General features: G+C 72.4%; 24 protein-coding genes and 1 riboswitch. Of the genes, 12 read left to right on the forward strand and 12 right to left on the reverse strand.

Annotated features, from left to right (window positions below):
* Positions 1 to 3 precede the first annotated feature (3 nt).
* From OG595_RS33730 to OG595_RS33745, 4 genes are all read right to left on the reverse strand, one after another.
* Positions 4 to 978, reverse strand: coding sequence for a cobalamin biosynthesis protein (locus OG595_RS33730; RefSeq protein WP_329278682.1), 975 nt, complete (start codon positions 976 to 978; stop codon positions 4 to 6).
* A gap of 101 nt (positions 979 to 1079) precedes the next feature.
* A riboswitch (cobalamin riboswitch) is annotated at positions 1080 to 1219 on the reverse strand.
* 156 nt (positions 1220 to 1375) lie between these two features.
* Positions 1376 to 1597 carry a hypothetical protein gene (locus OG595_RS33735; protein ID WP_329278684.1) on the reverse strand — a complete coding sequence of 74 codons (222 nt, stop codon included), beginning with the start codon at positions 1595 to 1597 and terminating at the stop codon, positions 1376 to 1378.
* Positions 1598 to 1637: 40 nt separating this feature from the next.
* Positions 1638 to 2897 carry an inorganic phosphate transporter gene (locus OG595_RS33740; protein ID WP_329278686.1) on the reverse strand — a complete coding sequence of 420 codons (1260 nt, stop codon included), beginning with the start codon at positions 2895 to 2897 and terminating at the stop codon, positions 1638 to 1640.
* A 144-nt stretch (positions 2898 to 3041) separates the two neighbouring features.
* A complete protein-coding gene (locus tag OG595_RS33745; RefSeq protein WP_329278688.1) occupies positions 3042 to 3800 on the reverse strand; it encodes a lysozyme in 759 nt (252 codons plus the stop codon).
* A gap of 197 nt (positions 3801 to 3997) precedes the next feature.
* On the opposite strand from OG595_RS33745, the gene OG595_RS33750 reads away from it, so the two are divergent.
* From OG595_RS33750 to OG595_RS33760, 3 genes are all read left to right on the forward strand, one after another.
* A complete protein-coding gene (locus OG595_RS33750; protein ID WP_329278690.1) occupies positions 3998 to 4720 on the forward strand; it encodes a class II aldolase/adducin family protein in 723 nt (240 codons plus the stop codon).
* Between the two features lie 95 nt (positions 4721 to 4815).
* On the forward strand, positions 4816 to 5952 hold the full coding sequence (locus OG595_RS33755; protein WP_329278692.1) for an alpha/beta hydrolase family protein: 1137 nt from the start codon (positions 4816 to 4818) through the stop codon (positions 5950 to 5952).
* A gap of 244 nt (positions 5953 to 6196) precedes the next feature.
* Positions 6197 to 7606, forward strand: a complete 1410-nt coding sequence (locus OG595_RS33760; RefSeq protein ID WP_329278694.1) for a hypothetical protein — start codon at positions 6197 to 6199, stop codon at positions 7604 to 7606.
* A gap of 181 nt (positions 7607 to 7787) precedes the next feature.
* On the opposite strand, the gene OG595_RS33765 is transcribed toward OG595_RS33760, so the two are convergent.
* Both OG595_RS33765 and ypfJ read right to left on the reverse strand, forming a co-directional pair.
* A complete protein-coding gene (locus tag OG595_RS33765; RefSeq protein WP_329278695.1) occupies positions 7788 to 8201 on the reverse strand; it encodes a VOC family protein in 414 nt (137 codons plus the stop codon).
* 147 nt (positions 8202 to 8348) lie between these two features.
* Positions 8349 to 9239: a KPN_02809 family neutral zinc metallopeptidase gene (gene ypfJ / locus OG595_RS33770; RefSeq protein WP_329278696.1), complete on the reverse strand. Its 891-nt coding sequence runs from the start codon at positions 9237 to 9239 to the stop codon at positions 8349 to 8351.
* A 199-nt stretch (positions 9240 to 9438) separates the two neighbouring features.
* Between ypfJ and OG595_RS33775 the strand changes: the two genes are divergently transcribed.
* The 9 genes from OG595_RS33775 (at position 9439) to OG595_RS33815 (ending at position 16310) form a co-directional block, all read left to right on the forward strand.
* Complete coding sequence (locus OG595_RS33775) at positions 9439 to 11037, forward strand: ABC-F family ATP-binding cassette domain-containing protein (RefSeq protein ID WP_329278697.1); 1599 nt, start codon at positions 9439 to 9441, stop codon at positions 11035 to 11037.
* 386 nt (positions 11038 to 11423) lie between these two features.
* Positions 11424 to 11645 carry a helix-turn-helix domain-containing protein gene (locus OG595_RS33780; protein ID WP_006123601.1) on the forward strand — a complete coding sequence of 74 codons (222 nt, stop codon included), beginning with the start codon at positions 11424 to 11426 and terminating at the stop codon, positions 11643 to 11645.
* 133 nt (positions 11646 to 11778) lie between these two features.
* A complete protein-coding gene (locus OG595_RS33785; RefSeq protein ID WP_329278699.1) occupies positions 11779 to 12600 on the forward strand; it encodes an enoyl-CoA hydratase/isomerase family protein in 822 nt (273 codons plus the stop codon).
* A gap of 268 nt (positions 12601 to 12868) precedes the next feature.
* Positions 12869 to 13369, forward strand: a complete 501-nt coding sequence (locus tag OG595_RS33790) for an Asp23/Gls24 family envelope stress response protein (protein ID WP_329278701.1) — start codon at positions 12869 to 12871, stop codon at positions 13367 to 13369.
* A 79-nt stretch (positions 13370 to 13448) separates the two neighbouring features.
* Positions 13449 to 13634: a hypothetical protein gene (locus OG595_RS33795; RefSeq protein WP_329278702.1), complete on the forward strand. Its 186-nt coding sequence runs from the start codon at positions 13449 to 13451 to the stop codon at positions 13632 to 13634.
* 6 nt (positions 13635 to 13640) lie between these two features.
* The gene (locus OG595_RS33800) at positions 13641 to 14054 is read left to right on the forward strand and encodes a hypothetical protein (RefSeq protein ID WP_443073272.1); all 414 of its coding nucleotides are present in this window, start codon (positions 13641 to 13643) and stop codon (positions 14052 to 14054) included.
* Positions 14051 to 14755, forward strand: coding sequence for a DUF6286 domain-containing protein (locus OG595_RS33805; RefSeq protein WP_329278703.1), 705 nt, complete (start codon positions 14051 to 14053; stop codon positions 14753 to 14755). Before OG595_RS33800 ends, OG595_RS33805 begins: the two co-directional genes overlap by 4 nt.
* A 6-nt stretch (positions 14756 to 14761) precedes the next feature.
* Positions 14762 to 15340 (forward strand): alkaline shock response membrane anchor protein AmaP, encoded by a 579-nt coding sequence (gene amaP / locus OG595_RS33810; protein ID WP_329278705.1) that lies wholly within the window; start codon positions 14762 to 14764, stop codon positions 15338 to 15340.
* A gap of 52 nt (positions 15341 to 15392) precedes the next feature.
* Positions 15393 to 16310, forward strand: a complete 918-nt coding sequence (locus OG595_RS33815) for a DUF6891 domain-containing protein (RefSeq protein ID WP_329278707.1) — start codon at positions 15393 to 15395, stop codon at positions 16308 to 16310.
* A 206-nt stretch (positions 16311 to 16516) separates the two neighbouring features.
* Here the strand turns inward: OG595_RS33815 and OG595_RS33820 are convergent, their stop codons facing one another.
* The 6 genes from OG595_RS33820 to OG595_RS33845 form a co-directional block, all read right to left on the reverse strand.
* Positions 16517 to 18496, reverse strand: coding sequence for a CASTOR/POLLUX-related putative ion channel (locus tag OG595_RS33820; protein ID WP_329278708.1), 1980 nt, complete (start codon positions 18494 to 18496; stop codon positions 16517 to 16519).
* A 177-nt stretch (positions 18497 to 18673) separates the two neighbouring features.
* A complete protein-coding gene (locus tag OG595_RS33825) occupies positions 18674 to 19429 on the reverse strand; it encodes an SDR family oxidoreductase (RefSeq protein ID WP_329278710.1) in 756 nt (251 codons plus the stop codon).
* A 5-nt stretch (positions 19430 to 19434) separates the two neighbouring features.
* Positions 19435 to 21219, reverse strand: a complete 1785-nt coding sequence (locus tag OG595_RS33830; protein WP_329283430.1) for a glycoside hydrolase family 15 protein — start codon at positions 21217 to 21219, stop codon at positions 19435 to 19437.
* 135 nt (positions 21220 to 21354) lie between these two features.
* A complete protein-coding gene (locus tag OG595_RS33835) occupies positions 21355 to 22161 on the reverse strand; it encodes an SURF1 family cytochrome oxidase biogenesis protein (protein ID WP_329278712.1) in 807 nt (268 codons plus the stop codon).
* Positions 22162 to 22247: 86 nt separating this feature from the next.
* On the reverse strand, positions 22248 to 22481 hold the full coding sequence (locus OG595_RS33840) for a hypothetical protein (RefSeq protein WP_327693980.1): 234 nt from the start codon (positions 22479 to 22481) through the stop codon (positions 22248 to 22250).
* An 87-nt stretch (positions 22482 to 22568) separates the two neighbouring features.
* Positions 22569 to 23582 carry a DEDDh family exonuclease gene (locus tag OG595_RS33845; RefSeq protein ID WP_329278718.1) on the reverse strand — a complete coding sequence of 338 codons (1014 nt, stop codon included), beginning with the start codon at positions 23580 to 23582 and terminating at the stop codon, positions 22569 to 22571.
* Positions 23583 to 23688 lie beyond the last annotated feature (106 nt).

Here is a 23688-nt window from a genome sequence, read left to right on the forward strand (position 1 = left end):
CACTCATGAGGTACGCCCTTCGGTGTTCCTGCGCCTGTTCATGATCGCGTTCGCGAGCAGCCGCCCGGCGACACAGACGCCGAGGGCCAGCCAGGAGACGCGCCGGGACAGCCGTACGGCCCGTTCGACGTCGGGGACGCCGACAGCCCGCCCGGACTCCCCGTTGAGCACGGGCCGGTGCTCGACCCGCCCCCCGTAGGACAGCGTTCCGCCGAGCCGGACCCCCAACGCCCCCGCGAACGAGGCCTCCACGGGCCCGGCGTTCGGACTGGGATGGCGTCCGGCGTCGGCACGCCAGGCCCGGACTGCGCCGCGCGGATCACCGCCGGCGACGGCGGCGAGCACGGCGGTCAGCCGCGCCCCCGGCCACCCGGCGAGGTCGTCGAGCCGCGCGGAGGCCCAGCCGTACCGCCGGTATCTCTCCGACCTGTGCCCGACCATCGCGTCCAGGGTGTTGACGGCCCGGAACCCGACCAGCCCGGGCACCCCGCCCAGGGCGCCCCAGACGAGCGCGCCCACCACGGCGTCGGAGGTGTTCTCGGCGACGGACTCCACGACGGCCCGGGCGATCCCGTCGGGGTCGAGGGCCTGCGGATCCCGCCCGCAGAGATGGGGCAGCCGCTCCCGCGCCGCCTCGACGTCCCCGGTCTCCAGGGACCGGCCGACGGCCCGCGCCTCCCGGCCGAGGGAGGTACCGCCGACGACGGCCCAGGTGGCGGCGGCGGTGAGTGCGAGGGAAGCGGCACGGGACGGACGTACGACACGACCGGCCGCCGCGGCAAGGAAGACGGCGCCCCCCGCGCACATGGCGGTGTGCAGCGCGCCCCACCCCCGGTGGTCCCGCCACAGCACCCGCTCGACGGCGCCGGCGGCCCGCCCGAACACGGCGACCGGATGCCCGCGGCGGGGGTCGCCGAGGATCAGATCACCGAGGAGTCCGGCGGTGGCGCCGTACGCGAAGACGCGATCGGCACGCACCGGCTCAGCCGGCCGTGGAGTCGGGCAGCGACCTGGTGCTGTACCTCGAACGGCAGCCGAGCATGGCGATATGTCCTCACTCAGGGTGTCCACGCCCTGGTTCGACGAGACCGGCGGCGAGAGTTCCTGGCTCCCGGGGTTACCTACCCCGGTGACAGTGGCGGGACCGCGCCGGATTCGCACCGGCTTCCTCTTCTGCCGCCGTACATGGCTCCGGCAGTCCACCACGGGCCCGGAACACCCGTCAACTTGCCGTTGACCAGGAAAGGAGGACTGTGCTGAGCCCCACACCACGACCGGATCGGGGCGACGAAAAACGCCCGCTCCGACCGTGACCACCGGCAAGGCGGTCAGGGTCGGAGCGGGCGGCGAGGAGGTGCGCGCGTGTCCGGCCGGGTCAGGCCACGATCAGATAGATCCCGTACGAGACCACCGCCGCGCAGGCGGCGAAGCACGCGTACGCCCCGGTGACGGCCAGCCCCGCCGACTCGCCCTGCGCGACCGCCCGTTCGCGGCGCGAGAGCCCGACGATGCCCAGGGTGAACACGCCCACCATGGCCACGGTGATGACGAGGCTGACGCCGAAGACGGAGCCGAGGGCTGCCCAGTCGATCTTCATGTTGCTTCCTTCTGCTTCTCGCTCGGACCGGGAGCCGGACTCAGAGGGCCGTGGCCGACGGCTTCGCCGTGACCTCGGCCGGGGCCGGGATGGTAGCCGTCAGGTCATCGGCGATGGTGCCCGCCGGCGGCGGCGTCACGGCGGCGATGGCCGTGGTGACGATGCCCGCGGGCTCGGCGTTCTCGGCGGACTCGCCCTCGACGTGGTTGACGTTCGTGTGGTCGATCACCTCGCGGCGCGACACGACCCAGATCGCCGCGCTCGACGCGATGAGGAAGGCGGCCACCAGAGCCGTGCCCCAGTCGCCGAAGCCGGTGACGTACTCCGCCAGCGCGCCGACGAGAGCCGCGGCGGGCAGCGTCAGCCCCCACGCCACGAACATCCGGGTCGCCGTCGACCAGCGGACCACGCCGCCCTTGCGGCCGAGGCCGGCGCCCATCACCGAGCCCGACACCGAGTGCGTGGTGGAGAGGGAGAAACCGAGGTGGGAGGAGGCCAGGATGACGGTCGCCGCGCTGGTCTGGGCGGCGAAGCCCTGCTGGGGCTGGAGGTCGGTCAGACCCTTGCCCATCGTACGGATGATGCGCCAGCCGCCCAGATACGTGCCGAGCGCGATGGCCAGGCCCGCGGAGAGGATGACCCACACCGGGGGATCGGAGTCGGGGGAGACGGCGCCGCCGGCGACCAGGGCGAGGGTGATGATGCCCATCGTCTTCTGCGCGTCGTTCGTGCCGTGTGCCAGCGACACCAGGCCCGCGGAGGCGATCTGGCCGACCCGGAAGCCCTTCTCCGCCGCCTTGCCCTCGGCCCGCGCTGCACCGAGCTTGTACGACAGCCGGGTTGCCAGCATGGCGGCCATGCCCGCCACCAGTGGGGCGGCGATCGCCGGGATCAGCACCTTCGTCACCAGCACATCGCCGTGGACGGCGCCCGTACCCGCCGAGGCGATGGTCGCGCCGATCAGGCCGCCCATCAGGGCGTGCGAGGAACTGGACGGGAGCCCGACCAGCCAGGTCAGCAGGTTCCAGAGGATCGCGCCGACCAGTGCGGCGAAGATCACCTCGGGACGGATACCGCTCTCGTCCACGAGGCCCTTGGAGATCGTGTTGGCGACCTCGACGGAAAGGAAGGCGCCCACGAGGTTGAGCACCGCCGACATGGCGACCGCGACCTTGGGCTTGAGCGCACCGGTCGAGATGGTGGTGGCCATCGCGTTGGCGGTGTCGTGGAAACCGTTCGTGAAATCGAACGCAAGCGCGGTGACGACCACGATCGCGAGGATCAGCGAGAAGCTTTCCATTTACCCAGATTTCTTCCGTACGGTATTGGCTCTTGGACCGTAGGCAACCTGGATGAACGGAAGATGAACTGGCGGGGGACGCTGGGTGGCCGAAAACGGAGCGCCGTTCCCCTGGTGTCGCGGGACGGGCGGCGCCCGCTCCCGTCAGCCCTTCGCGAACCGTTTGAGCTGGGCCGACGTCCCGTTGAAGAGGTTCTGGTCACCCGGCAGCGAGCCGCTGTTGTCGTACTGCCAGAACGTCCAGAACTTCCAGCCGCCGGACGGCAGCGCCCCCGCGTCGGACGCGTTGTAGCGGGCCAGCCACAGGGCGTGCTTCGAAGTGAAGGCACTGCTGCTGTTCGTGCAGGTGTTCCACCAGTGGGCGGTCGTGTAGATGACCGGACGGCGGCCGGTGAGCCGGGCGACCTCGTTGCTGAAGGCCGTGATCCAACTGGCCATCTCCGCCTTGTCGAGGCCGTAGCACTTCTTCTTGCCGTAGGGGTTGTACTCGACGTCGAGCGCGGGGGGCAGCGTCCACCCGTCCGCGCGCCAGGCCCCGCCGTTGCGCACGAAGTACCGGGCCTGGGTGATGCCGGACGACCTGTCCGGCAGGGCGAAGTGGTAGGCCCCGCGGATCAGGCCGGCGGCCCGTGAACCGTCGTACTGCCGGCCGAAGTACGGACTGCGGTAGGTGTGGGACTCGGTCGCCTTGATGTATACGAAAGTGGCGCCCTTCGCCTTCGCGGACTGCCAGTCGACGTCCTTCTGGTGCGACGAGACGTCGTGCCCCCTCGGCTCACCCGCCGCCGAGACCGGGACCTCCGTCAGGACGGTCCCGCCGATGGCGATCGCCGCCGCGGTGGCCGCGACGGCACGGGACCGGCGCCGGAAGTGCCGGAGCGAGGGTCGGTGATCACGGGCCATGTGTCCCCCCGGAATGGCTGCGTGCGTGACAAATCCCCAGGAGGCTACTGGAAGATCGACCGATTTCCGGCGGTCTCCGGCCAAAGCGCACGCACGCGCCGATACGCGCGCACACGCGCCCTTACGGACCCCGGAATTTCCCCCTACAGTGCCCTCGCCCGGCGCCGCTCCGGGACCGTGCCTGGCAGGATCGGGGCATGGCTGAGCAGCGACGGGACGGACGTGACGTGCGGGACGACGTGCGGGGCACTGATCCGGCACGATGGCCCGCCGGGTCCGACGGGACGGCGCGGGCCTGGGCGGGGCTCGTCGCGACGGCCCGCCGCACGGTGGCCGACGGCCTGGTGGTCGGCACCTCCGGCAACGTCTCCGTGCGTGTCGGGGACACCGTCCTGGTCACACCGTCCGGCGTTCCGTACGACCGGCTCACCCCCGACGGCGTGGTCGGCGTCGACCTGGCGGGCCGCCAGGTTCTCGGCACCCTGACCCCGACGAGCGAACTGCCCATGCATCTCGCCGTCTACCGGTCCACCGACGCCCGCGCCGTCGTCCACACCCACGCCGTCCACGCGACCGCCGTCTCGACGCTCGTACGGGAGCTGCCGCTGATCCACTACATGGCCGGCGACCTCGGCGGCCCCGTCCGAGTCGCCCCGTATGCGACATACGGCACGGAGGAGTTGGCCGAGAACATGCTCCGGGCCCTGACGGACCGCGCCGCGTGCCTCCTCCAGAACCACGGCACGCTCACCCACGGCGCCACCCTCGACCAGGCGTACGACCGCACCGCCCAGCTGGAGTGGATGTGCCGCGTCTGGCTCACGGCGTCCTCCCTGCCGGGACGGTCCCCCACGCTCCTGTCGGAGGAACAGGTGGGAGAGGCGGCGGAACGGCTCAAGGAGTACGGGCAGCGGGGGTAGCGGGGGAGAGGCCCCATTTCACCTTTCACCCCGTTCTCCCGGTTCTCCCGGCTCTCCCACTGGCCGTCGGAGCGCTCCGCACCGAGACTGGGTCCGTGCGCCCAGTCACCGCGACGGCCGCTGCCGTCACCGCAGCCCTGGCAGCAGGCGCCGCCAGTGTCGCCGCCGGCCGCTACGCCAGCGACGCCGCCCTCAAGGCGCCCCAGGGCAGGCCCCTGCCCACCGAACCCCGGCTCACCGTGCACTCCACCGCCGCCGGCCGGGTCGTGCTCACCCGCGCCCTGGCCTCCCGGCGCCCCGGCACCTACGGCCTCGCCGGTGACAGGACCCACGCCGTCGTAGGCCCCGTCCTGAACCACGCGGCCCACTCCGCCGACACCGTCGTACGCCGCCTCGAACGGGTCACCCACGGCACCCTGGAACCCCGCGACAAGGTCTGGCTCACCCCGAACGTGCACGTCGGCGACCCCGGCACCGCTCTCGGACTCGACCACCTCGACATCGAGATCCCCGGCGAACTCGGCGCCCTGCCCGCGTGGTTCGTGCCCGGGGCCCGCAGTACCTGGGTGATCACCGTCCACGGACTCGGCGCCACCCGCGAGCACCCCCTGAACGTCCTGCCGTTCCTGCACCGCCATCAGTTCCCGGTCCTCGACCTCGCCTACCGGGGCGATCCCGGCGCGCCCCGGCCCCAGGACGGCCTCGGCCACCTCGGCGAGACCGAGTGGCGCGACCTCGACGCCGCGATCCGGTACGCCCTGAGCCACGGCGCCGAGCACGTCGTCCTGTACGGCTGGTCCACCGGCGCCACCATGGCCCTGCGGGCCGCCGCCCGCTCCGCGCTGCGCGACCGGGTCTCCGGGCTGGTCCTGGACTCGCCGGTGCTCAGCTGGGAGACCACCCTGCGCGCCCTCGCCACGGCCCGCCGCACCCCGGGCGCGCTGCTCCCGCTGGCCGTGCGCGCCGCACAGGGCCGCACCGGTCTGCACGGCGGCCACGAGGGACCCGCCGCCCATGCCGCCGACCCCGCCAGGCTCACCGTCCCGGCCCTGATCGTCCACGGCCCCGCCGACACGATCGCCCCGTGGGGACCCTCCCGCCGCCTCGCGGCCCGCCGCCCCGACCTCATCACCCTGCACCAGGTCCCGGACGCCCCGCACGGCGCGATGTGGAACGCGGACCCGGCGACGTACGAGGAAACCCTGCGCCGCTTCCTGACCCCGCTGATGTAGCTGACGCAGGCGACCCGGCCGCTCCCCCGTCGGCGGCTCCGGCCGTCGCCCGCACCGGGAAACGCCTGGTCCGCAGCGTCTCGCCCATGCACCGCCGCACCCCGCACCTCCTTCCGTTTAAGCCTGGACCACTGGCTTGAACACCCCCCTGGGCCCCCGCTCGAACCACCTCCCTTGGCCAGCCCTGTGGCCCGCCGTGACATTCCGTTTGGGTTTTCGGACCGTCAACCGGAAGACTGCACCCGTGACGTCCCGTATCCCGCGCGACTCCAGGCTTCGACTTGTCCGCCCGCGACCCCTGGCCGCCGCCCCACGAGCGATGAACCAGCGGCGCTCGCGCCGCCCCGCCCCGCGTCCGCCCGAGGGCACACCGGCCCCGGCGGAACTGGCCAGAATGGCCCGCTCCGGTCTGGCCGGCGCGGCCCGCGTGGCCCGCTGGGCCGACCCCTCCCTGCGGCCCGGCCACGACGGCGGGTCCTCCGACGGCAGGGGCGCCCTGTCCGACGCCACCGCCGAACGGGCCGCCGCCGAACTGGGGCTGACCCCGGATCAGGTCCGCCACGACTGGGACACCGCCCGGCTCGCCGGCCTCGTCGAGGTGCACGGCGACATCGCACGCCCCGGCTGGCGCCTGCGCGCCTGGAACCGTGACGACAGCGCCGTACTGCGCGGCTGGGTCGCGCTCTTCGACGCCTGGTCGATCGCCCACCCCGAGGCCGCGGACCACGAGCCCGCCGCCGTCGCCGAGGTCGTCTCCGCGATGCCCCAAGTGCTCTCCTTCCTCCAGCTGTCCGCGGGCCCCGTCCCCATGGACCAGCTCCTGGACCTCCTGGAGCAGCGGGTCACGGAACTGCGCACCGAGCGCTGCGAGGTCCCGTACGGCCCCCAGCCCGAGCCGCTGCCCCAGCAGCCCGAGGCCACCGCCGTCGACACCCCGCTCGCCCCCCTCCTCGACTGGGCCCTGCACGCCCTGGCCTCCGTCGGCGCCCTCACCTACGGCGACGGCCACGCCACACTCACCCCGCTCGGCAGCTGGGCGGTGTGGGTCAAGCTGGAGCAGATCTGCGTCGCCGCGCAGAGCCCGGCCGGCAACATCGAGCAGAACGCCGAGGACATGCTGCGCGGCTGCTCCCAGCTGCGTCCCAACGCGGCCCGCGCCGAGTACCGGGCCTGGCTCGCCGCCCGCCCCGTCGGCAGTGCCGTCGCCGAACTCCTCGACGCCGCCCGCGGTGAGGACGCCCTGCTGCGCGGTCTCGCCTTCGAGGCGCTCCGCGTGGTCGGCGGCCCCGCCGAGCCCGATGTGCGCGCCGTGACGGAGAAGGCCCCGCTGCGGCCGTACGCCCTGCTGTGGCTGGCCGAGCACGACGGGATCGACCCCGAGGACGCCCACGAGGTGCTCACCCGTGAGGAGGCCACCTGGATGTGGGTCGACACCGCCGCGGCCGTCGCCGACCACGGCGAGGCGCCGCTGCTCGTACGGCATCTGGAGTCGGCGGTGCAGCCGACCATCCCCGCGCTCCTCGACGAGGTCCGCGCCGTCGGCCACCCCCGCACCGTCCAGGTCCTGGTCGCCCTCGCCGCCGCCCACCCCGACCCGGCCCTCGCCAAGGCCGTACGCCGCGCCGCCTTCCAGGTGCACACCGGAGGCAGCTGAAGGCTCCGCCGGCTGCGCGGTCGGTCTGTCGCGGGCCGGTGCGGCCTGGCCGCACTCACGCGGCGCAGCCGCACTGCCACAGTCGCGCGCCCTTGCGGGCCGCGGTGGCGTCCTGGACCTCCACCGAGGCCGCGCAGTCGTATCGCGCGGCGGACTCGGGCCGCCCTGGGGGAGGACGGGGTCAGGTCTGTATCTCGGGCGCGTATGTCCCGAAGCTCCAGATGTTGCCCTCGATGTCGCGTGCCATGTAGTCGCGCGAGCCGTAGTCCTGGTCCGTCGGGGGCATCAGGATGTCCGCGCCGTGCTCCACGGCCTGCAGGTGGTGTGCGTCGACGTCGTCCACGACGACGTACACCCCGCACGGCCCCGCGTCCTTCATCGCCGTGTCGAAGACGCCGCCGCGGCCCTTCGAGCCGAGCATCACCGCGCCGTTGCCCTGCACCAGCTCGGCGTGCAGCACCGAGCCGTCCTCCCCCTCGTACACCGACGCCTCGGTGAAGCCGAAGGCCTCGGTGAGCTGCCGGATCGCCGCTTTCGCGTCCGCGTACACCAGTGTCGGGTAGACGCTGGGACGCCCGCCGCCCGTGCCTGCCATGCCCATCACACTCCCTACGTCCCGCTGCCGGAGAACCGCAGACCGGACAACCGGAAACCGGAAAGAACGGCCTGCGCCCAGTCTTGCACCGGCCACTGACAACGCCCCGGCAAGCGGTCCCGCGTCCGTCCCGTCCCGTCGCCCCGCTCAGCGGAAGGTGTCGCAGCGGGCCGTGTCCCCGGTGCTGTACCCCTCCTGGAACCACTGCCGGCGCTGCTCCGCCGAGCCGTGCGTCCATGTCTCCGGTGTCACCCGCCCCTGGAAGCGCTCCTGGATACGGTCGTCGCCCACGGCAGCCGCGGCGTCCAGGCCGTCCCGGATGTCGGCGTCGGTGAGGCTGGTGATCAGCGGGCGCCCGGTCGACTCGTCGTTCGTCGTGGTCGCGTGGTTGGCCCACACCCCCGCGTAGCAGTCCGCCTGGAGCTCCACCCGTACCGCGTTGCTGTTCGCGCCCGTACGGCCGTCCTGGGACCTGCCCAGGGTGCCCAGGAGGTCCTGGACGTGGTGCCCGTACTCGTGCGCCACCACGTATGCCTGTGCGAACGGGCCGCCGTCGGCGCCGAACGTCGTCCGCAGCTCGTCGAAGAAGCCCAGGTCCAGATAGACCTTGCGGTCGCCGGGGCAGTAGAACGGGCCCACCGCCGAGGTCGCCGTGCCGCACGCGGTGCCCACCCGCTCGCTGAAGACCACGGTCGGTGACCGCGTGTACGTGTTCGGGCCGCGCGCGAACTCCCCGTCCCAGAAGTCCTGGACGCTGTTGACCACCGCCACGATGCGGCAGTCGTCCCTGGTGTTCGCGTCCCGGCCGGTACGGCAGGTCCGCTGCACCTGCGCGAGGGAGGAGGCGGTCGCCGTGGGCCCGTCGCCGCCGGAGGACAGGCCCAGCTGGTCCGGGCCGACACCGAAGAACAGGCCCAGAACCAGCGCGAGCAGGACGCCGATGCCACCCCCGACGGTCGCTCTGCCTCCCGGGACCCGGCTGCCGCGTACGTCCTGGACCTCGGAGGTGTCGAGATCGGCGTCGTCGTCGAACTGCATGACGTCATCCTGATACGCGGCCTGAGCTGCGGCGCCGGACAGAGGTCCGAACGGGGGACCCGTCCCGAACACCCGCACGCAGAGAAAGTGCTTGCACGACCCCGTTAGACTTGTCCCATGGCCTGTCTCCTCGCGCATTAGACGGCGGGAAAGTCCTCAGCCGCCCACCCCGCCAACAACCCCGCCCTGGAGTCTGTCCGTGATCTCCGCTTCCGGTATCGAGCTGCGCGCCGGCGCACGTGTCCTCATCGAGTCCGCCACCTTCCGTATCACCAAGGGCGACCGCATCGGCCTGGTCGGCCGCAACGGCGCCGGCAAGACGACCCTCACCAAGGTCCTCGCGGGCGAGGGCATCCCCGCGGCGGGCCAGATCGCCCGCTCCGGCGAGGTCGGCTACCTCCCCCAGGACCCCCGCACCGGCGACCTGGACGTGCTGGCGAGCGACCGCATCCTCTCCGCGCGCGGACTGGACACCCTGATCCGCAAGATGCGCGAGAACGAACAGCGCATCGCCAACGGCTCGGGCGCCACGCGCGAGAAGGCCATGCGGCAGTACGAGCGCCAGGAGACGGAGTTCCTCACCAAGGGCGGCTACTCCGCGGAGGCCGAGGCCGCCACCATCGCCGCCGCGCTCAACCTGCCCGACCGGGTGCTCGGCCAGCCCCTGCACACGCTCTCCGGCGGTCAGCGGCGCCGTATCGAGCTGGCCCGCATCCTGTTCTCGGACGCGGACACCCTGCTGCTCGACGAGCCCACCAACCACCTCGACGCGGACTCCATCGTCTGGCTGCGTGACTACCTGAAGACCTACCGCGGTGGCTTCATCGTGATCTCCCACGATGTCGAACTGGTCGAGACGGTCGTCAACAAGGTGTTCTACCTGGACGCCAACCGCGCCCAGATCGACGTCTACAACATGGGCTGGAAGCTCTACCAGCAGCAGCGCGAGGCCGACGAGAAGCGCCGCAAGCGCGAGCGCCAGAACGCCGAGAAGAAGGCCGCCGCGCTGAACGCGCAGGCCGACAAGATGCGCGCCAAGGCCACCAAGACGGTCGCCGCGCAGAACATGGCCAAGCGCGCCGACCGGCTGCTCGCCGGGCTCGACGCGGTACGGGTCTCCGACAAGGTCGCCAAGCTGCGCTTCCCGGAGCCCGCGCCCTGCGGCAAGACCCCGCTCATGGCGGAGGGCCTGTCGAAGTCCTACGGCTCCCTGGAGATCTTCACCGACGTCGACCTGGCCATCGACAAGGGCTCCCGCGTCGTCATCCTCGGCCTCAACGGCGCCGGCAAGACGACCCTCCTGCGGCTGCTCGGCGGCGCCGAGAAGCCCGACACAGGAGAGGTGATCGAGGGCCACGGGCTCAAGCTCGGCTACTACGCGCAGGAGCACGAGACCCTCGACCCCGAGCGCTCGGTCCTGGAGAACATGCGCTCCGCCAACCCCGACCTCGACCTGGTCGAGGTCCGCAAGACGCTCGGCTCGTTCCTCTTCTCCGGCGACGACGTGGACAAGCCCGCAGGCGTCCTCTCCGGCGGCGAGAAGACCCGTCTGGCGCTCGCGACCCTCGTGGTCTCCTCCGCGAACGTGCTCCTCCTGGACGAGCCGACGAACAACCTCGACCCGGCCAGCCGCGAGGAGATCCTCGGCGCGCTGCGCACGTACAAGGGCGCCGTCGTCCTCGTCACCCACGACGAGGGCGCCGTGCACGCGCTCCAGCCGGAGCGGATCATCCTGCTGCCGGACGGCGTCGAGGACCTGTGGGGAGCCGACTACGCGGACCTGGTGGCCCTCGCCTGACCGGCCCCCACCCCGGTCGTCCGGCCCCGGCCGACGGCCACGGTCACTTGATCGAATCGCTGATCCACTTCCTCTGGATCATTCGGCCGATCCGTGATCCATCATCTGAGTGAGATCTCCTCATACCGAGGTGTGTCCTACATCCATTTCGCGGCCGGGCCCTTCATCGACGAGGGCCCGGCCGTCGCGCGTTCCTGACCAGGCATTTCGCGGAACAACTCGTTCGGCCGTACGGACAACCGACTATGGAATTGCAAATTCCGCTTGTGGGGACACGCTCCTGTCGTCAAAACCTTGTCTCACGGACCTTGCCGAATGGGTGGCCATGAGGCGCTTGAGGGGTGATCATGAGAGGACCAGAGCGCACTTCCCACGAGGAGGCACGGGTGGCCGAGACTCTGAAGAAGGGCAGCCGGGTAACCGGCGCCGCGCGCGACAAGCTCGCGGCAGACCTGAAGAAGAAGTACGACTCCGGTGCGAGCATTCGAGCGCTGGCCGAAGAAACCGGTCGCTCGTATGGCTTCGTACACCGGATGCTCAGCGAGTCGGGCGTCACGCTCCGTGGCCGGGGCGGGGCGACACGGGGCAAGAAGGCTGCTTCGGCCTGATCCCCGACGACTCGTCGGCTTCGATGGTGGCCACCCGGTCGGTCTGCTGACCGGCCGGGTGGTTACTGTGCAGTCACTTAGGTGCGCCCCGTAGGGGGCACCCTGATCCGACCGCACTCATCGGAGGCGCCCCATGGCTTCGTTCGACCAGGACGTCGTTGGTCAAGGTCCCGAAGTTTCCGTACTCGACAAGGACGGCGTACGACTCACCGTCGACGACGCGGTCGCCACGGTGACGCTGACCAACCCGGCCAAGCGCAACGCGCAGAGCCCCGCCCTGTGGCGGGCGCTGGCCGAGGCGGGCCGGCTGCTGCCGGGCACCGTGCGCGTCGTCGTGCTGCGCGCCGAGGGCAAGTCGTTCTCGGCCGGACTCGACCGGCAGGCCTTCACACCCGAGGGCTTCGACGGCGAGCCGTCGTTCATCGACCTCGCACGCAGCGACGACGCCACCCTGGACGGCACCATCGCCGAGTACCAGGAGGGCTTCACCTGGTGGCGGCGCAGCGACCTCGTGTCCATCGCCGCCGTCCAGGGACACGCCGTCGGCGCGGGCTTCCAGCTCGCGCTCGCCTGTGACCTGCGCGTCGTCGCCGACGACGTGCAGTTCGCCATGCGCGAGACCAGCCTGGGCCTCGTGCCCGACCTGACGGGCACCCATCCGCTCGTCGGCCTGGTCGGCTACGCCCGCGCGCTGGAGATCTGCGCGACCGGCCGCTTCGTCCAGGCGGAGGAGGCCGTGAGCACGGGCCTCGCCAACATCGCCGTACCGGCCGAGCGGCTCGACGACGCCGTACGCGACCTGTCGGCCGCCCTGCTCGCCGCGCCCCGCGACGCCCTCGTCGAGACGAAGGCGCTGCTGCGAGGCGTCCAGGGCCGGACGTACGACGAACAGCGCACCGCCGAGCGTGCCGCGCAGGCCCGCCGGCTGCGGGACCTGGCGGGCGTCGGCGACTGACCCCGCCCGTACACGCTGGTGAGAGGCCGTCGCCGCAGGGCGGCGGCTCCCGGTCCCCGTCTGTGGCGCCCCGGTCCGCCCGCCGCTCGGACCGGGCAGCGGCGGCTCCGGTCGCGGTCGCCGACGCCGGTGTCCCCGGGGCGGTCGAGCCCGGCTCCCCGGACCGTCCGCCCACACTCGTATCGCCTGCCTGCCGCATCCCCGGCGCGCGTCCGCCCGACCCCGCCTAATGTGGGCCGTGGAGGACGACCGGAAGGGATGTACGGCGATGACCGACATGACCCAGCGGAACCAGCCCGAGCAGCCCGGGAACGAGGGCGACGACCCGACGGCCGCTCCGCTCCGGAAGACGAACGTCACCAGGCGCGGCGGCGGCGACCCCGCGGACCGGGGGCGCACCACGATCGCCGACGGAGTCGTCGAGAAGATCGCCGGGCTCGCCGCGCGTGACGTCCTCGGCGTGCACGCCATGGGCAGCGGCCTGTCCCGGACCTTCGGCGTGGTCCGCGACCGGGTGCCGGGCGGCGCCTCGAAATCCGTCGCCCGCGGTGTGAAGGCCGAGGTCGGAGAGGTGCAGACGGCCCTCGACCTGGAGATCGTCGTCGAGTACGGCGTCTCGATCGCCGACGTGGCCCGGGCCGTGCGCGAGAACGTCATCGCGGCCGTCGAGCGCATGACCGGCCTGGAGGTCGTCGAGGTCAACATCGCGGTGACGGACGTCAAACTGCCCGACGAAGAGGAAGAAGCCCCCGAACCCCGGCTGCAGTGACTGATTTCCGGGCATCGAGATTCGGGGCATCGAAAGGGAACCGGAAACCAACCGGGAACGACCGGGGAGGCAGGGCAGCATGAGCATCGCCGTGATCGGCATGATCGCCGGAATGGCACTGGGATTCGCCGGGTACTTCGGCGGCTTCGGCGCGTTTCTGCTGGTGGCGGCCCTGGGCGCCCTCGGCTTCGTCGTCGGCCGGTTCCTGGAGGGCGACCTGGACCCGCGCGACTTCTTCCGTACCCGCGACGACAGACGGCGGTGACGCCCCGTGGCCGAGGCGCAGTCCGGTGAGGAACGGTCCGGACGGACCCGTACGCCCGGCAGTGCCCGGACGGACGTGCCGCCGGGTGATCGTGGTGCCACCCGGATCGCCGACCGGGTCGTCGCGAAGATCGCCGCGCAGGCGGCCCGCGAGGCGCTGGCCGCACTGCCCCCGGACGCGGTACCGCCGCACGCCACGGTCGTCGTCCACCACGGCAGGGCCCGCGTCCGCGTGAGCCTCGAACTCCCGTATCCCTCCGATATCGGAGGCCAGTGCGCGACGGTGCGTGATCGGGTCGCATCGCGGGTACACGGCCTGGCGGGAATGGATGTGCCGGAGGTCGCCGTGGAGATCGAGCGGCTGCACCTGGCACCGCCGCACGGTGCGGCACCAGGGAAGGCACAGGGGAGGACGCGATGAGCGAGCCCCAGGGCTTCGACGGCTCCGGGAACACCCGACGACTGCCAGTACTGGAGAAGACGAACGAAGACGCGACCGGCACCAACGGACCGGGGCGGCCCTTGTCCGACCCCGTCCACGACCCACTGCCCACCCTCGGCGGCGACACGGACGGCGCCCCGGGCCGCCGCTTCTGGTCGGCGCGCCGGGTCCCCGCGGCCCTCCTCGCGCTGCTGCTCCTCTGCGGCGCGGGCGCGTTCCTCTACGACATCACCGCCGTACGCGCCGACCGCCCCGCCATGAGCTGGCGCAGGTCACTCGCCAGGCAGCTCGCGCAGCGCCCCCTCGACGACACCTGGGTCCTGGTCGGCGCCGGTGCCGCCGTGGCCGTCGGCGGCTGGCTGCTCGTCCTCGCCGTCACACCCGGTCTGCGCGGCGTCCTGCCGATGCGCCGCGCCCACACCGACGTCCGGGCCGGCCTGCACCGGGCCGCCGCCGCGATGGTGCTGCGCGACCGGGCCGTGGAGGTGTCCGGCGTCCAGTCGGTCCGGGTCCGGATGACCCGCACCAGGGCCGACATCCGCGCGGTCTGCCACTTCCGCGAACTCGACGACGTACGGGCCGACCTGGACGACGTGCTCGCCGACGCGATCAGGAGCCTCGGCCTGTCCCGGCCGCCGGCCCTGTCGGTGAGTGTCGCCCGCCCCGGCCGGAAGGGGTGAGGACGGATGCAGCGCATCGTCAACCGCGTACTGGTGGGCCTCGTCGGCCTCGCCCTGATCGTCACCGGCGGCTCGGTACTGGCCGTGGGGCTGGGCAGCCGATGGCCGACATGGTGGATCCACGACGACCGCCACGACGTACTGCTGAGCAACGCCGAGCGGACCCACTACCGGGACGCCGGCTGGTGGTGGCCGACGGTACTTGCCGTCCTGGCCGCCGTGGTCCTCCTGGCCCTGTGGTGGCTGGCCGCGGTACTCCGCCGACGTCGCCTCACCGAGGTCCTGGTCGACACGGGCGACGGCGAGGGAGCCCTTCTGCGAGGCCGGGCCATGGAGAACGCGATCACAGGGGAGGCGGCCCGACTGGAGGGCGTGCAACGAGCCCATGTCGCCCTGACAGGCCGACGCACAGCACCCGAGGCCCGGGTCCAGCTCCTCCTGCAGCCGCACGCGGCCCCGGGCGAGGCGCTGCTGCGCCTCACGACGGAGGCGCTGGCGAACGCCCGCGACTCGGCGGGCCTCAAGTCACTGCCGACAGAGGTGAGCCTGCGGGGCGCGAAGCACTCGGCGGAAAGGGTGAGCTGAGCCGCGGGTCCCGGGGAGGCCCGCTGTCAGTGGGGCGTGTCACAGTCGGAGCATGCTCGAGATCGTGGTGAGGACCGAGAACGGGGAGCGGCACGTTCGTGTGTCCGCGGAGGAGCTGGCCGGGCTGGTCCGGCGGATCGGCGGTGACGGTGACCGGTTCCTGGTGGTCCAGCGGATCCCCGACCTGCCCGATGTCTTCGCCCAGGTCTGGCACGAGACGGGCGGGGACTACACGCTGGAGCACCGCGCCGGTACCGCCGCCCGCCACTTCCAGGTGCTGGTCGACGGTCCCGAAGCCGTGATCGAGGCGCTGACCGGCTGGGCCCGGCCCGGGTCCGGCCGGGGCACCGAGCCGGCCTGGTCGCTGCTGGACATGGGCCTCACCCGCGAGGTGCCGCCGCTCGACCTGGCCGAAGGCGAGCGCGAGGAGCTGGAGAAGCGCGTCCGCGAGGTGCTGGTCGGCGGGTACGCGGACCGTGCCGAGCTGGCGGAGCTCGCCGAGGAGTACCTGGTCACCGCGGACCGCCGGCCCGTGTCGCGCGAGCAGGCGGCGGCGCTGGCCGACCGGATGTGGCTGGAGCGTGTCGCGGAGCAGGCCGACTGGAAGGGCGAGACCGACCCGGAACGGCTCACCCGCGCGTTCGCCGCCCTGCGGGAGGCCGGTATCACCGCCCGCGAGAACTTCACCTGCTGCCTCGGCTGCGGCCGGTCCGAGATCGGCGGCGAGGGCGGGACGGACGCCCGTGGCTTCGTCTTTTTCCACTCCCAGTGCACGGACTCCGCAGCGGCAGGCCACGGAATGACGCTTCTCTACGGAGGCTTCGACGGCTCGTCCGAGACCACCGCGGCCGTCGGCCACGAGGTCGTGGCCGCCCTGGAAGCGGCCGGTCTCCAGGCCGACTGGGACCGTGACCCCGACCGGGCCATCACCGTCACTCCTCTGGAGTGGCGCCGCCGCCTGGTCGGCTAGGGATCGGCTCCGGAGCGTCCGCTTCCGTCATGGCCGCGGCGTGTACCGGCGCCAGGGCCGACGCCGTGGCGTGCCGGGGACACCCCCGAGGCCGGCTCGGCATGCTGCCCGCGCGGGACGGGGCCGCCGCTGGACGGACGACCCGCCCGGCCCCGTGGACGACCCGCACGGACCGCGTCACCGGGTGGGCCGGGCACCGGAACCACTCAAGGGGAGACACCGGCTTCGGGCACGCTCGGCGGCGAGTCTCCTTCCCCGCGTTCCGGCCGCATGCCGGGCAGGGCGTACCGGCCGGGGCCGGGCGTGCCGGGTTCGCTCCGGCCCGGCGTCAGCACCAGGATCTCGTCCTCGGCGCTCCAGACGCGCCGTTCGGACTTGGCGGGGCACAGCTGGACGCTGTGGTGGGGGCGGAGCGTGTGCGGGTCATGGGCGCGGTAGCCGATCGCGCACTCGTCGCGTCCCAGTGCCGCCGCGACCACGGTCGCGAAGGAGGTCTCCCGGCCGGGCAGCACGTAGTGGTCGGCCGTGCGCAGGGCGAGCGCTCCGCCGCGCACGGCGAAGATCTCCTCGAACACGGCGGCCAGTTCGGGGTCGTGCACGATCTGTGCCATCAGCAGGGCGGTGAGTTCTCCCCGAAGGACTACGTCGGACGCGTGGCCGAGCGGGGCGATCCGCCGGCTGCGGTGGTCGTGCATCTCGGCCACCACGGGCAGTACCCGGTGTGTTCTCTCTTCCCAGGAGCGCAGGGTCAGCAGGTTCAACAGGGTTCGGCCGTCGGACCGTTCGGGGCATGTCTCCTGGTCCGCTCCGAGGGCGATGACGCTGTCGTAGGCGCCGAGGTCCAGGCCGCTGAGGGTCTCGGGGGCGGCAGGGTCACCCGTTCGGTGCGCGACACGCAGCGGCGAGGGGTGCTCGCGGCCCGGGGTCCGGTTCGGCGGGGGGCCGGTGTCCTCGGCGGTGACGACGTCGAGGACGGAGCCCGGCCGGGCGGTCCGGCGCAGGATGTCCACGATCAGCGGGGCACGCCGGTTCCATCCCAGGAGCAGCAGCCGTGAGGGAGGGCCGGGCCGTGGGCGGGGCGGTGCCACGGCGCTGGCGTCGACCTGTGCGCGGCGGTCGGTGAGCGGGACGGGGCGGTCGTCGTGGGCGACGGTCACCAGCCGGTCTCCCGGTTCCAGCACGGTCCACGGCGCCGGAGTGAGCAGCGGAGGGCCGTCCGCCCGCAGGAGTCCCACGGCGCAGGACGTCTCCAGGCGCAGCGCCATGTCCTCGAAGGTCAGGCCCGCCGCCTGCGGAATGCCGATGACGTGGAATTCGGCTCCGGAGAAGTCCAGGAGGTCGCGCAGCACCGACGACATCCCGGGGTGTCCGGCGGTCTGGAGGAGCAGCCGCGCGGTGGTCCGGTCGGTCTCCAGGACGGTGCCGCGCGGTCCGGCGGCGAGCCGCGCGGCCGGCAGATGGCGTCCGTCGCGTACGGCGGCCACCACGCGCGGGCCGTTCTCGGCGTCCAGCAGGGTACGCAGTGCCAGCAGGGTCCGTACGACCGTCAGATCGCCGTCGGCGTCCTCGGCTGGCAGTACCGTCACCGTCCGGGCCGTGCCCGGCGTGACCAGGGCCAGGGAGTCGGGGTCGGTCGGTGATCCGGTGCGGCATTCCAGGCGGACGCCGACGGCGGCTCCCAGGGCGGTGGTGAGGGCCGTTTCCATGGCGGCCGGGTCCCGGTCCGCGAGGATGGTGATCACATGCCGGGCGCCGGCGGGACGTGCGGCGATCAGTTCGGCGACCAGGGTGAAGATCTGGTCGGACCAGCCGAGGACCACGGTGTGGTCGTGTTCCAGGATCCGGGAACGGCCTCGTCTCAGTTCCGTGAGCCGGTCTCCCAGGCTCGTGGTGACGACTCCGACGACTGTCGACACGCACAGCAGGGCGATCAGGCCGAGCAGGACGGACAGCAGCATCCGCAGGGGTGCGCCGGTCGCGGCGCCGAGGCGCAGGGTTTCCGCGCTGGTGCGCCACACCTGGGTGAGCCGGCCCGACAGGGAGGGCGGGGCGGCGGGGTCCGTCCACACCAGCAGGGCGCTGACGGGTACGACGATCGCCAGGCAGCACAGGGCGAGCCAGCCGAGCAGGGTTCCGGTGCTGCGGGCCAGTGTCCTGTCGAACAGGTAACGCGTCCGGTGGTGCAACGGAGTTCGTTCCTGTCGCCGTTCCACTCCAGCCCCCTGATCGCCGCGCCCGTCTCCGGAAAGGGAAGCGTGCCGGTCCCACGGTCGGCGACACGCCGTTCCACCGGGATCTTCATCCTTTCGGGCAGCGACCTGGGCCGAAACCCGGGCGGGGGGCCCGGTCCAGGAGGCACAGGCTCAGAACCCGTGCCGCATCCCCCCGTCGACAGGCACCATGACCCCCGTCAGATAGCTCGCGGCGGGCGACAGCAGAAACGCCGCCGTACGGCCGAACTCCTCCGGCCTCCCGTACCGCCGCAACGGAATCCGCGACTCGTTGGCGGCCCGGGTCGCCCCGGGATCCGCGGACAGCCCGTCCAGCTCGCGCACGCGATCCGTGTCGATGCGCGCCGGCAGCAACCCCACCACCCGGATCCCCCGCGGCCCCACCTCGTCCGCGAGGGACTTGGCGAACCCGGCGAGCCCCGGCCGCAGGCCGTTGGAGATGGTCAGCCCCGGAATCGGCTCGTGCACCGACCCGGACAGCACGAACCCGACGACCCCGCCCGCCTCCAGCTCCGCCACGGCGGTACGGGCCAGCCGTACCGCCCCCAGGAACACCGAGTCGAACGCGGCCCGCCACTGTTCGTCCGTGTTGTCGGCGACGAACCCGGGTGCCGGACCGCCCACGCTGATGAGGATGCCGTTGAAGCGCCCGAAGTGCTCGCGGGCCGCCGCGACTAGCCGCTGCGCGACCTCCGGGTCGGCGTTGTCCGCGGCCACGCCCACCGCCCCGGGGCCCAGTTCGGCGGCGGCCTCCGCGACCGTCTTCTCGTCCCGCCCCGTGACGACCACCTTCGCGCCGTCGGCGACGAGTTCGCGCGCGGCGGCGTTGCCCAGTCCGCGGGTGGCTCCGGTGACGACGTACACCCGGTCCTTCAGTCCAAGATCCATGGTCCCTATCCTGCCCGCTCGTCGCCGTACAGGGCGAGGGCCGTGTTGACGAGGCCGATGTGGCTGAACGCCTGGGGGAAGTTGCCGAGCTGGCGGTCGGCGACCGGGTCGTACTCCTCCGCCAGCAGCCCCACGTCGTTGGTGACGCCGACCAGGCGTTCGAAGAGCGCGCGTGCCTCCTTCGTACGGCCGATCATGTGCAGGGCGTCCGCCAGCCAGAACGAGCAGGCCAGGAACACGCCCTCGTCACCAGGCAGCCCGTCGACCACGGGACCGTCCGTGCTGTAGCGGCGTACGAATCCGTTGTTCCCCAGTTCGTCCCTGACGGCGTCGACGGTGCCGACGATCCGCGGGTCGTCCGGGGGCAGGAAGCCGACGCGGGGCAGGAGCAGTACGGCGGCGTCGAGTTCGCGGGAGCCGTAGAACTGCGTGAACGTGTTCCGCTCCGGGTCGTAGCCGCGTTCGCACACCTCCCGGTGCACCTCGTCGCGCATCGCCCGCCAGCCTTCGAGGTCGCCGCCGTTGAGCTTCGGGTTGAGTTCGAGCTGACGCACCGCGCGGTCCGCCGCCACCCAGGCCATCACCTTCGAGTGCACGAAGTGCCGGCGCGGGCCGCGCACCTCCCACAGCCCCTCGTCGGGCTGCCGCCAGGCCGTCCGGAGGAACTCCATCAGCGCGACCTGCACCCGCCACATGTGCGGCTTGGACGGCAGCCCCGAACGCCGGGCCAGCGCCAGTGAGTCGATCACCTCGCCGTACACGTCGAGCTGGAGCTGCCGCACGGCCGCGTTGCCGATGCGCACCGGGGCCGAGCCGCCGAAACCGGGCAGCCAGTCCAGTTCGAACTCGGGCAGCCGACGCTCACCGGCGAGCCCGTACATGATCTGGAGGTCCGCCGGGTCGCCCGCCACCGCCCGCAGCAGCCAGTCGCGCCAGCTCTCGGCCTCCTCGTGGTAGCCCGCCGCCAGCAGCGCGTTCAGGGTGAGCGTGGAGTCGCGCAGCCAGCAGTAGCGGTAGTCCCAGTTGCGTACGCCGCCCAGTTCCTCGGGGAGCGAGGTGGTGGGGGCGGCCACGATGCCGCCGGTCGGCGCGTACGTCAGCGCCTTCAGGGTGATCAGCGAGCGCACGACGGCGTCCCGGTGCGGCCCGTCGTACGTACAGCGCGCCGACCAGTCCCGCCAGTCCGAGACGGCCGTGTCCAGTGCCTCGTACGGGTCGACGAACGGCGGATGCGGCTCGTGCGAGGGATGCCAGGTCAGCACGAACGCGACCCGCTCGCCCTCGGCGACGGTGAACTCCGAGTACGTGGTGAAGTCCCGGCCCCAGGTGCGCACCCCTTCGTCGGTGCGCAGCCACACCGAGTCCGGCCCCGCGACGGCCACCCGGTGCCCGTTCACCCGGCGCATCCACGGCACGACCGACCCGTAGTCGAACCGCAGCCGCAGCGTGCTGCGGACGGTCACCTCGCCGCGTACGCCCTCGACGATCCGGACGAGATCGGGGGCGCGATGCCGCTGGGGCATCAGGTCGGTGACGCGTACCGCGCCCTCGTCGGTCTCCCATTCGGTGTCGAGGACGAGGGTGCCGGGCCGGTAGGAGCGCCGGGTGCAGCGGTCGGCGCCCTCGGGGGCGATCCGCCAGTGCCCGTTGCGCTCGTCGCCGAGCAGCGCGGCGAAAGAGGCGGCCGAGTCGAAGCGGGGCAGACAGAGCCAGTCGACGGAACCGTTCATGCCGACGAGCGCGGCGGTCTGGTGGTCGCCCACGAGGGCGTAGTCCTCGATCCGGGGAATCCGGGGGACGTGGGGGATTCGGTCGTTCTCACGGGGGTGCACGACGTGCAGGTTCCCCCTGCAGGGCCCCGGCATTCGGACGAGATCGTGCTGTCACACGCCGAGATCCCCGGTTGCGTCACCCGGCCGGCCGCGTCACACGGCGGCGGGCTCCGCGTCCGGCGATTCCCGCGCTTCACGCGCCGCCGCCTCGGCCTCCGCCCGGTCCCGGCGTTCGCGGCGCACGAGGATCACCCAGCCCAGGGGAACACCCGCGGAGAACAGCCACCACTGGATGGCGTAGGCGTAGTTCAGCGCGGCGTTCTCGTCGCCGGGTCTGCCCAGCAGCTCCGGGGTGTCGCCCTTCGGTTCGGGCGTCGTCAGCACGATGTAGCCGCCGAGCACCTCGGCGCCCAGCCGCCGGGCCTCCTGCTCGCTGTTGATCAGCATGACCTGCCGGTCCGGCAGCCCCTTGAGGTCCTTGATGCCGCTCGCCGCGGTCGTCTCGGCGGGCATCAGCCGCCCGGTGACGGTGATCTCGCCCCTCGGGGGCGCCGGGATCGTGGGGAACGCGGTCTGGCTCGGCCCGTCCGAGGGGATCCAGCCCCGGTTGACCAGCAGGACCCTGCCGTCGGCCAGGACGAAGGGGGTCAGCACGTGGTAGCCGACCTCGTCGTCGGAGTTGGTGCGGCGGCGGACGACCACCTCGTCCTCGGTGTCGAAGTGACCCTTGGCGCTCACGGAGTGGTAGCGCTCGTCGGTGGTGACGGTGTGTCCGGGGGAGGTCAGCTTCTCCACGGGCACCGGCTCGGCGGACAGCGCGTCGGCGACCAGCTGGTTGCGGGCGCTGCGCTCCTCGTAGCGGTGCATCTGCCAGATGCCCAGCCTGATCATCGTGGGGATGAGAAGGAGGGCGACCAGCGTGAGGATCACCCACTGCCGGGACAAGAGGAAGCGGTACACCCCACTGACGGTACAACTCGCCCGTGGGGTGCATTCAGGGGGGTACGGACTCGGACGCGGACCCGCGCGGGCCCTCGCGAGCCTCCTCAGACCCTGTCGACGATCCCCACCCTCCCCTCCGCGCGCGCGCAGTGCGCCCCGCAGTACCAGTGGCCCTCGGCCTCGACGCCCTGCCCGATGATCTGGACCCGGCAGTGCTCGCAGATGGGCGCCATACGGTGGATCGCGCAGGCGAAGCAGTCGAAGACATGCACCGACCCCTGCGCGTGCACCTCGAAGGTCATCCCGTAATTGTTCCCGCAGACTTCACAACTGGCCATGCGCCACAGGGTGGGCCGTCGGTGGCGCCCGAGCGAGACGGCGCCGGGCGAGTCGGGCGCCAATCACCCGTCCGTACGGTTGTCACGTCATTGCCCCGCCGCGGGTTCCACGTCCCGCAGGAGCTGCCCGAAGGCCGCCTCGTCGACGACCGGCGTGCCGAACTGCCGGGCCTTGACCACCTTCGAGGTCATGGAGTCGGGGTCGTTGGTGACGAGCAGGCTGGTCAGCCGGGACAGGCTCGTCGCGACATGCAGCCCCGCCTCGACGGCCCGGTCCTCCAGCAGGTCGCGCTCGACCGAGGTGTCCCCGGAGAACGCCACCCGCATGCCCTGCCTGAGCGGCTTGCCGTCCTCGTACCGCCCCGGGTTGGGGTACGGACACGCGGGCCGCTTGCGGGACGGCCGCCAACTGGCCGGCTGGTAGCCGCCGGAGCCTCCGTAACCCCCGGACGCCTGCCGTCCGATCTGGGGCCGGGCGGAACCGGTCGCCGGCGCCGACCACTCCGTCAGCGCCCGGCACTCCAGCAGCGGCAGCCGTACGCCGCCCCGGGCCGCCGCGTGCAGGCTGGGCCGGAACGCCTCGGCGAGCACCCGCGCGTCGTCCAGCGCGTGGTGGGCCCGCTGCTGGACGACCCCGAAGTGCGCGGCCAGTGTCTCCAGCTTGTGGTTGGGCAGGGGCAGCCCCAGTTCCTTGGACAGCGCGATGGTGCACAGCCGCTGACGCACCGGCGCCTCGCGCTCCGCGCGCGCGTACTCCCGGGCGATCATCGACCAGTCGAAGACGGCGTTGTGCGCGACGAGCACCCGGTCGGCGAGCCGGGACGCGAACTCCTCGGCGATGTCCACGAAGAGCGGGGAGCCTTCCAGGGCGTCGCTCGTCAGCCCGTGGATCCACACCGGCCCCGGATCCCGCTCCGGGTTGACCGTCGTGTACCAGTGGTCCTCGACCTCACCGCGCGCGTCCAGCCGGTAGACGGCGGCGGAGATTATCCGGTCGTCCCGGGACAGACCGGTCGTCTCGACGTCAACGACCGCGTATCCCTGGGGATATGCGGCCGGCCACGGGGCGGGGGACGGCGTGGGCGTCAGGTCTTCGAGCATGGTCCCAGAGAATACGGGCCGCGACTGACAGCCCGTCGCGCACCCGTTGGCGGAGACCACCAACAAGCAAGCGCGTACTGCACTGAATACTTGTCAGTAACAACGT

The organism is Streptomyces sp. NBC_01451, from assembly GCF_036227485.1.
Taxonomy (GTDB): Bacteria; Actinomycetota; Actinomycetes; order Streptomycetales; family Streptomycetaceae; genus Streptomyces.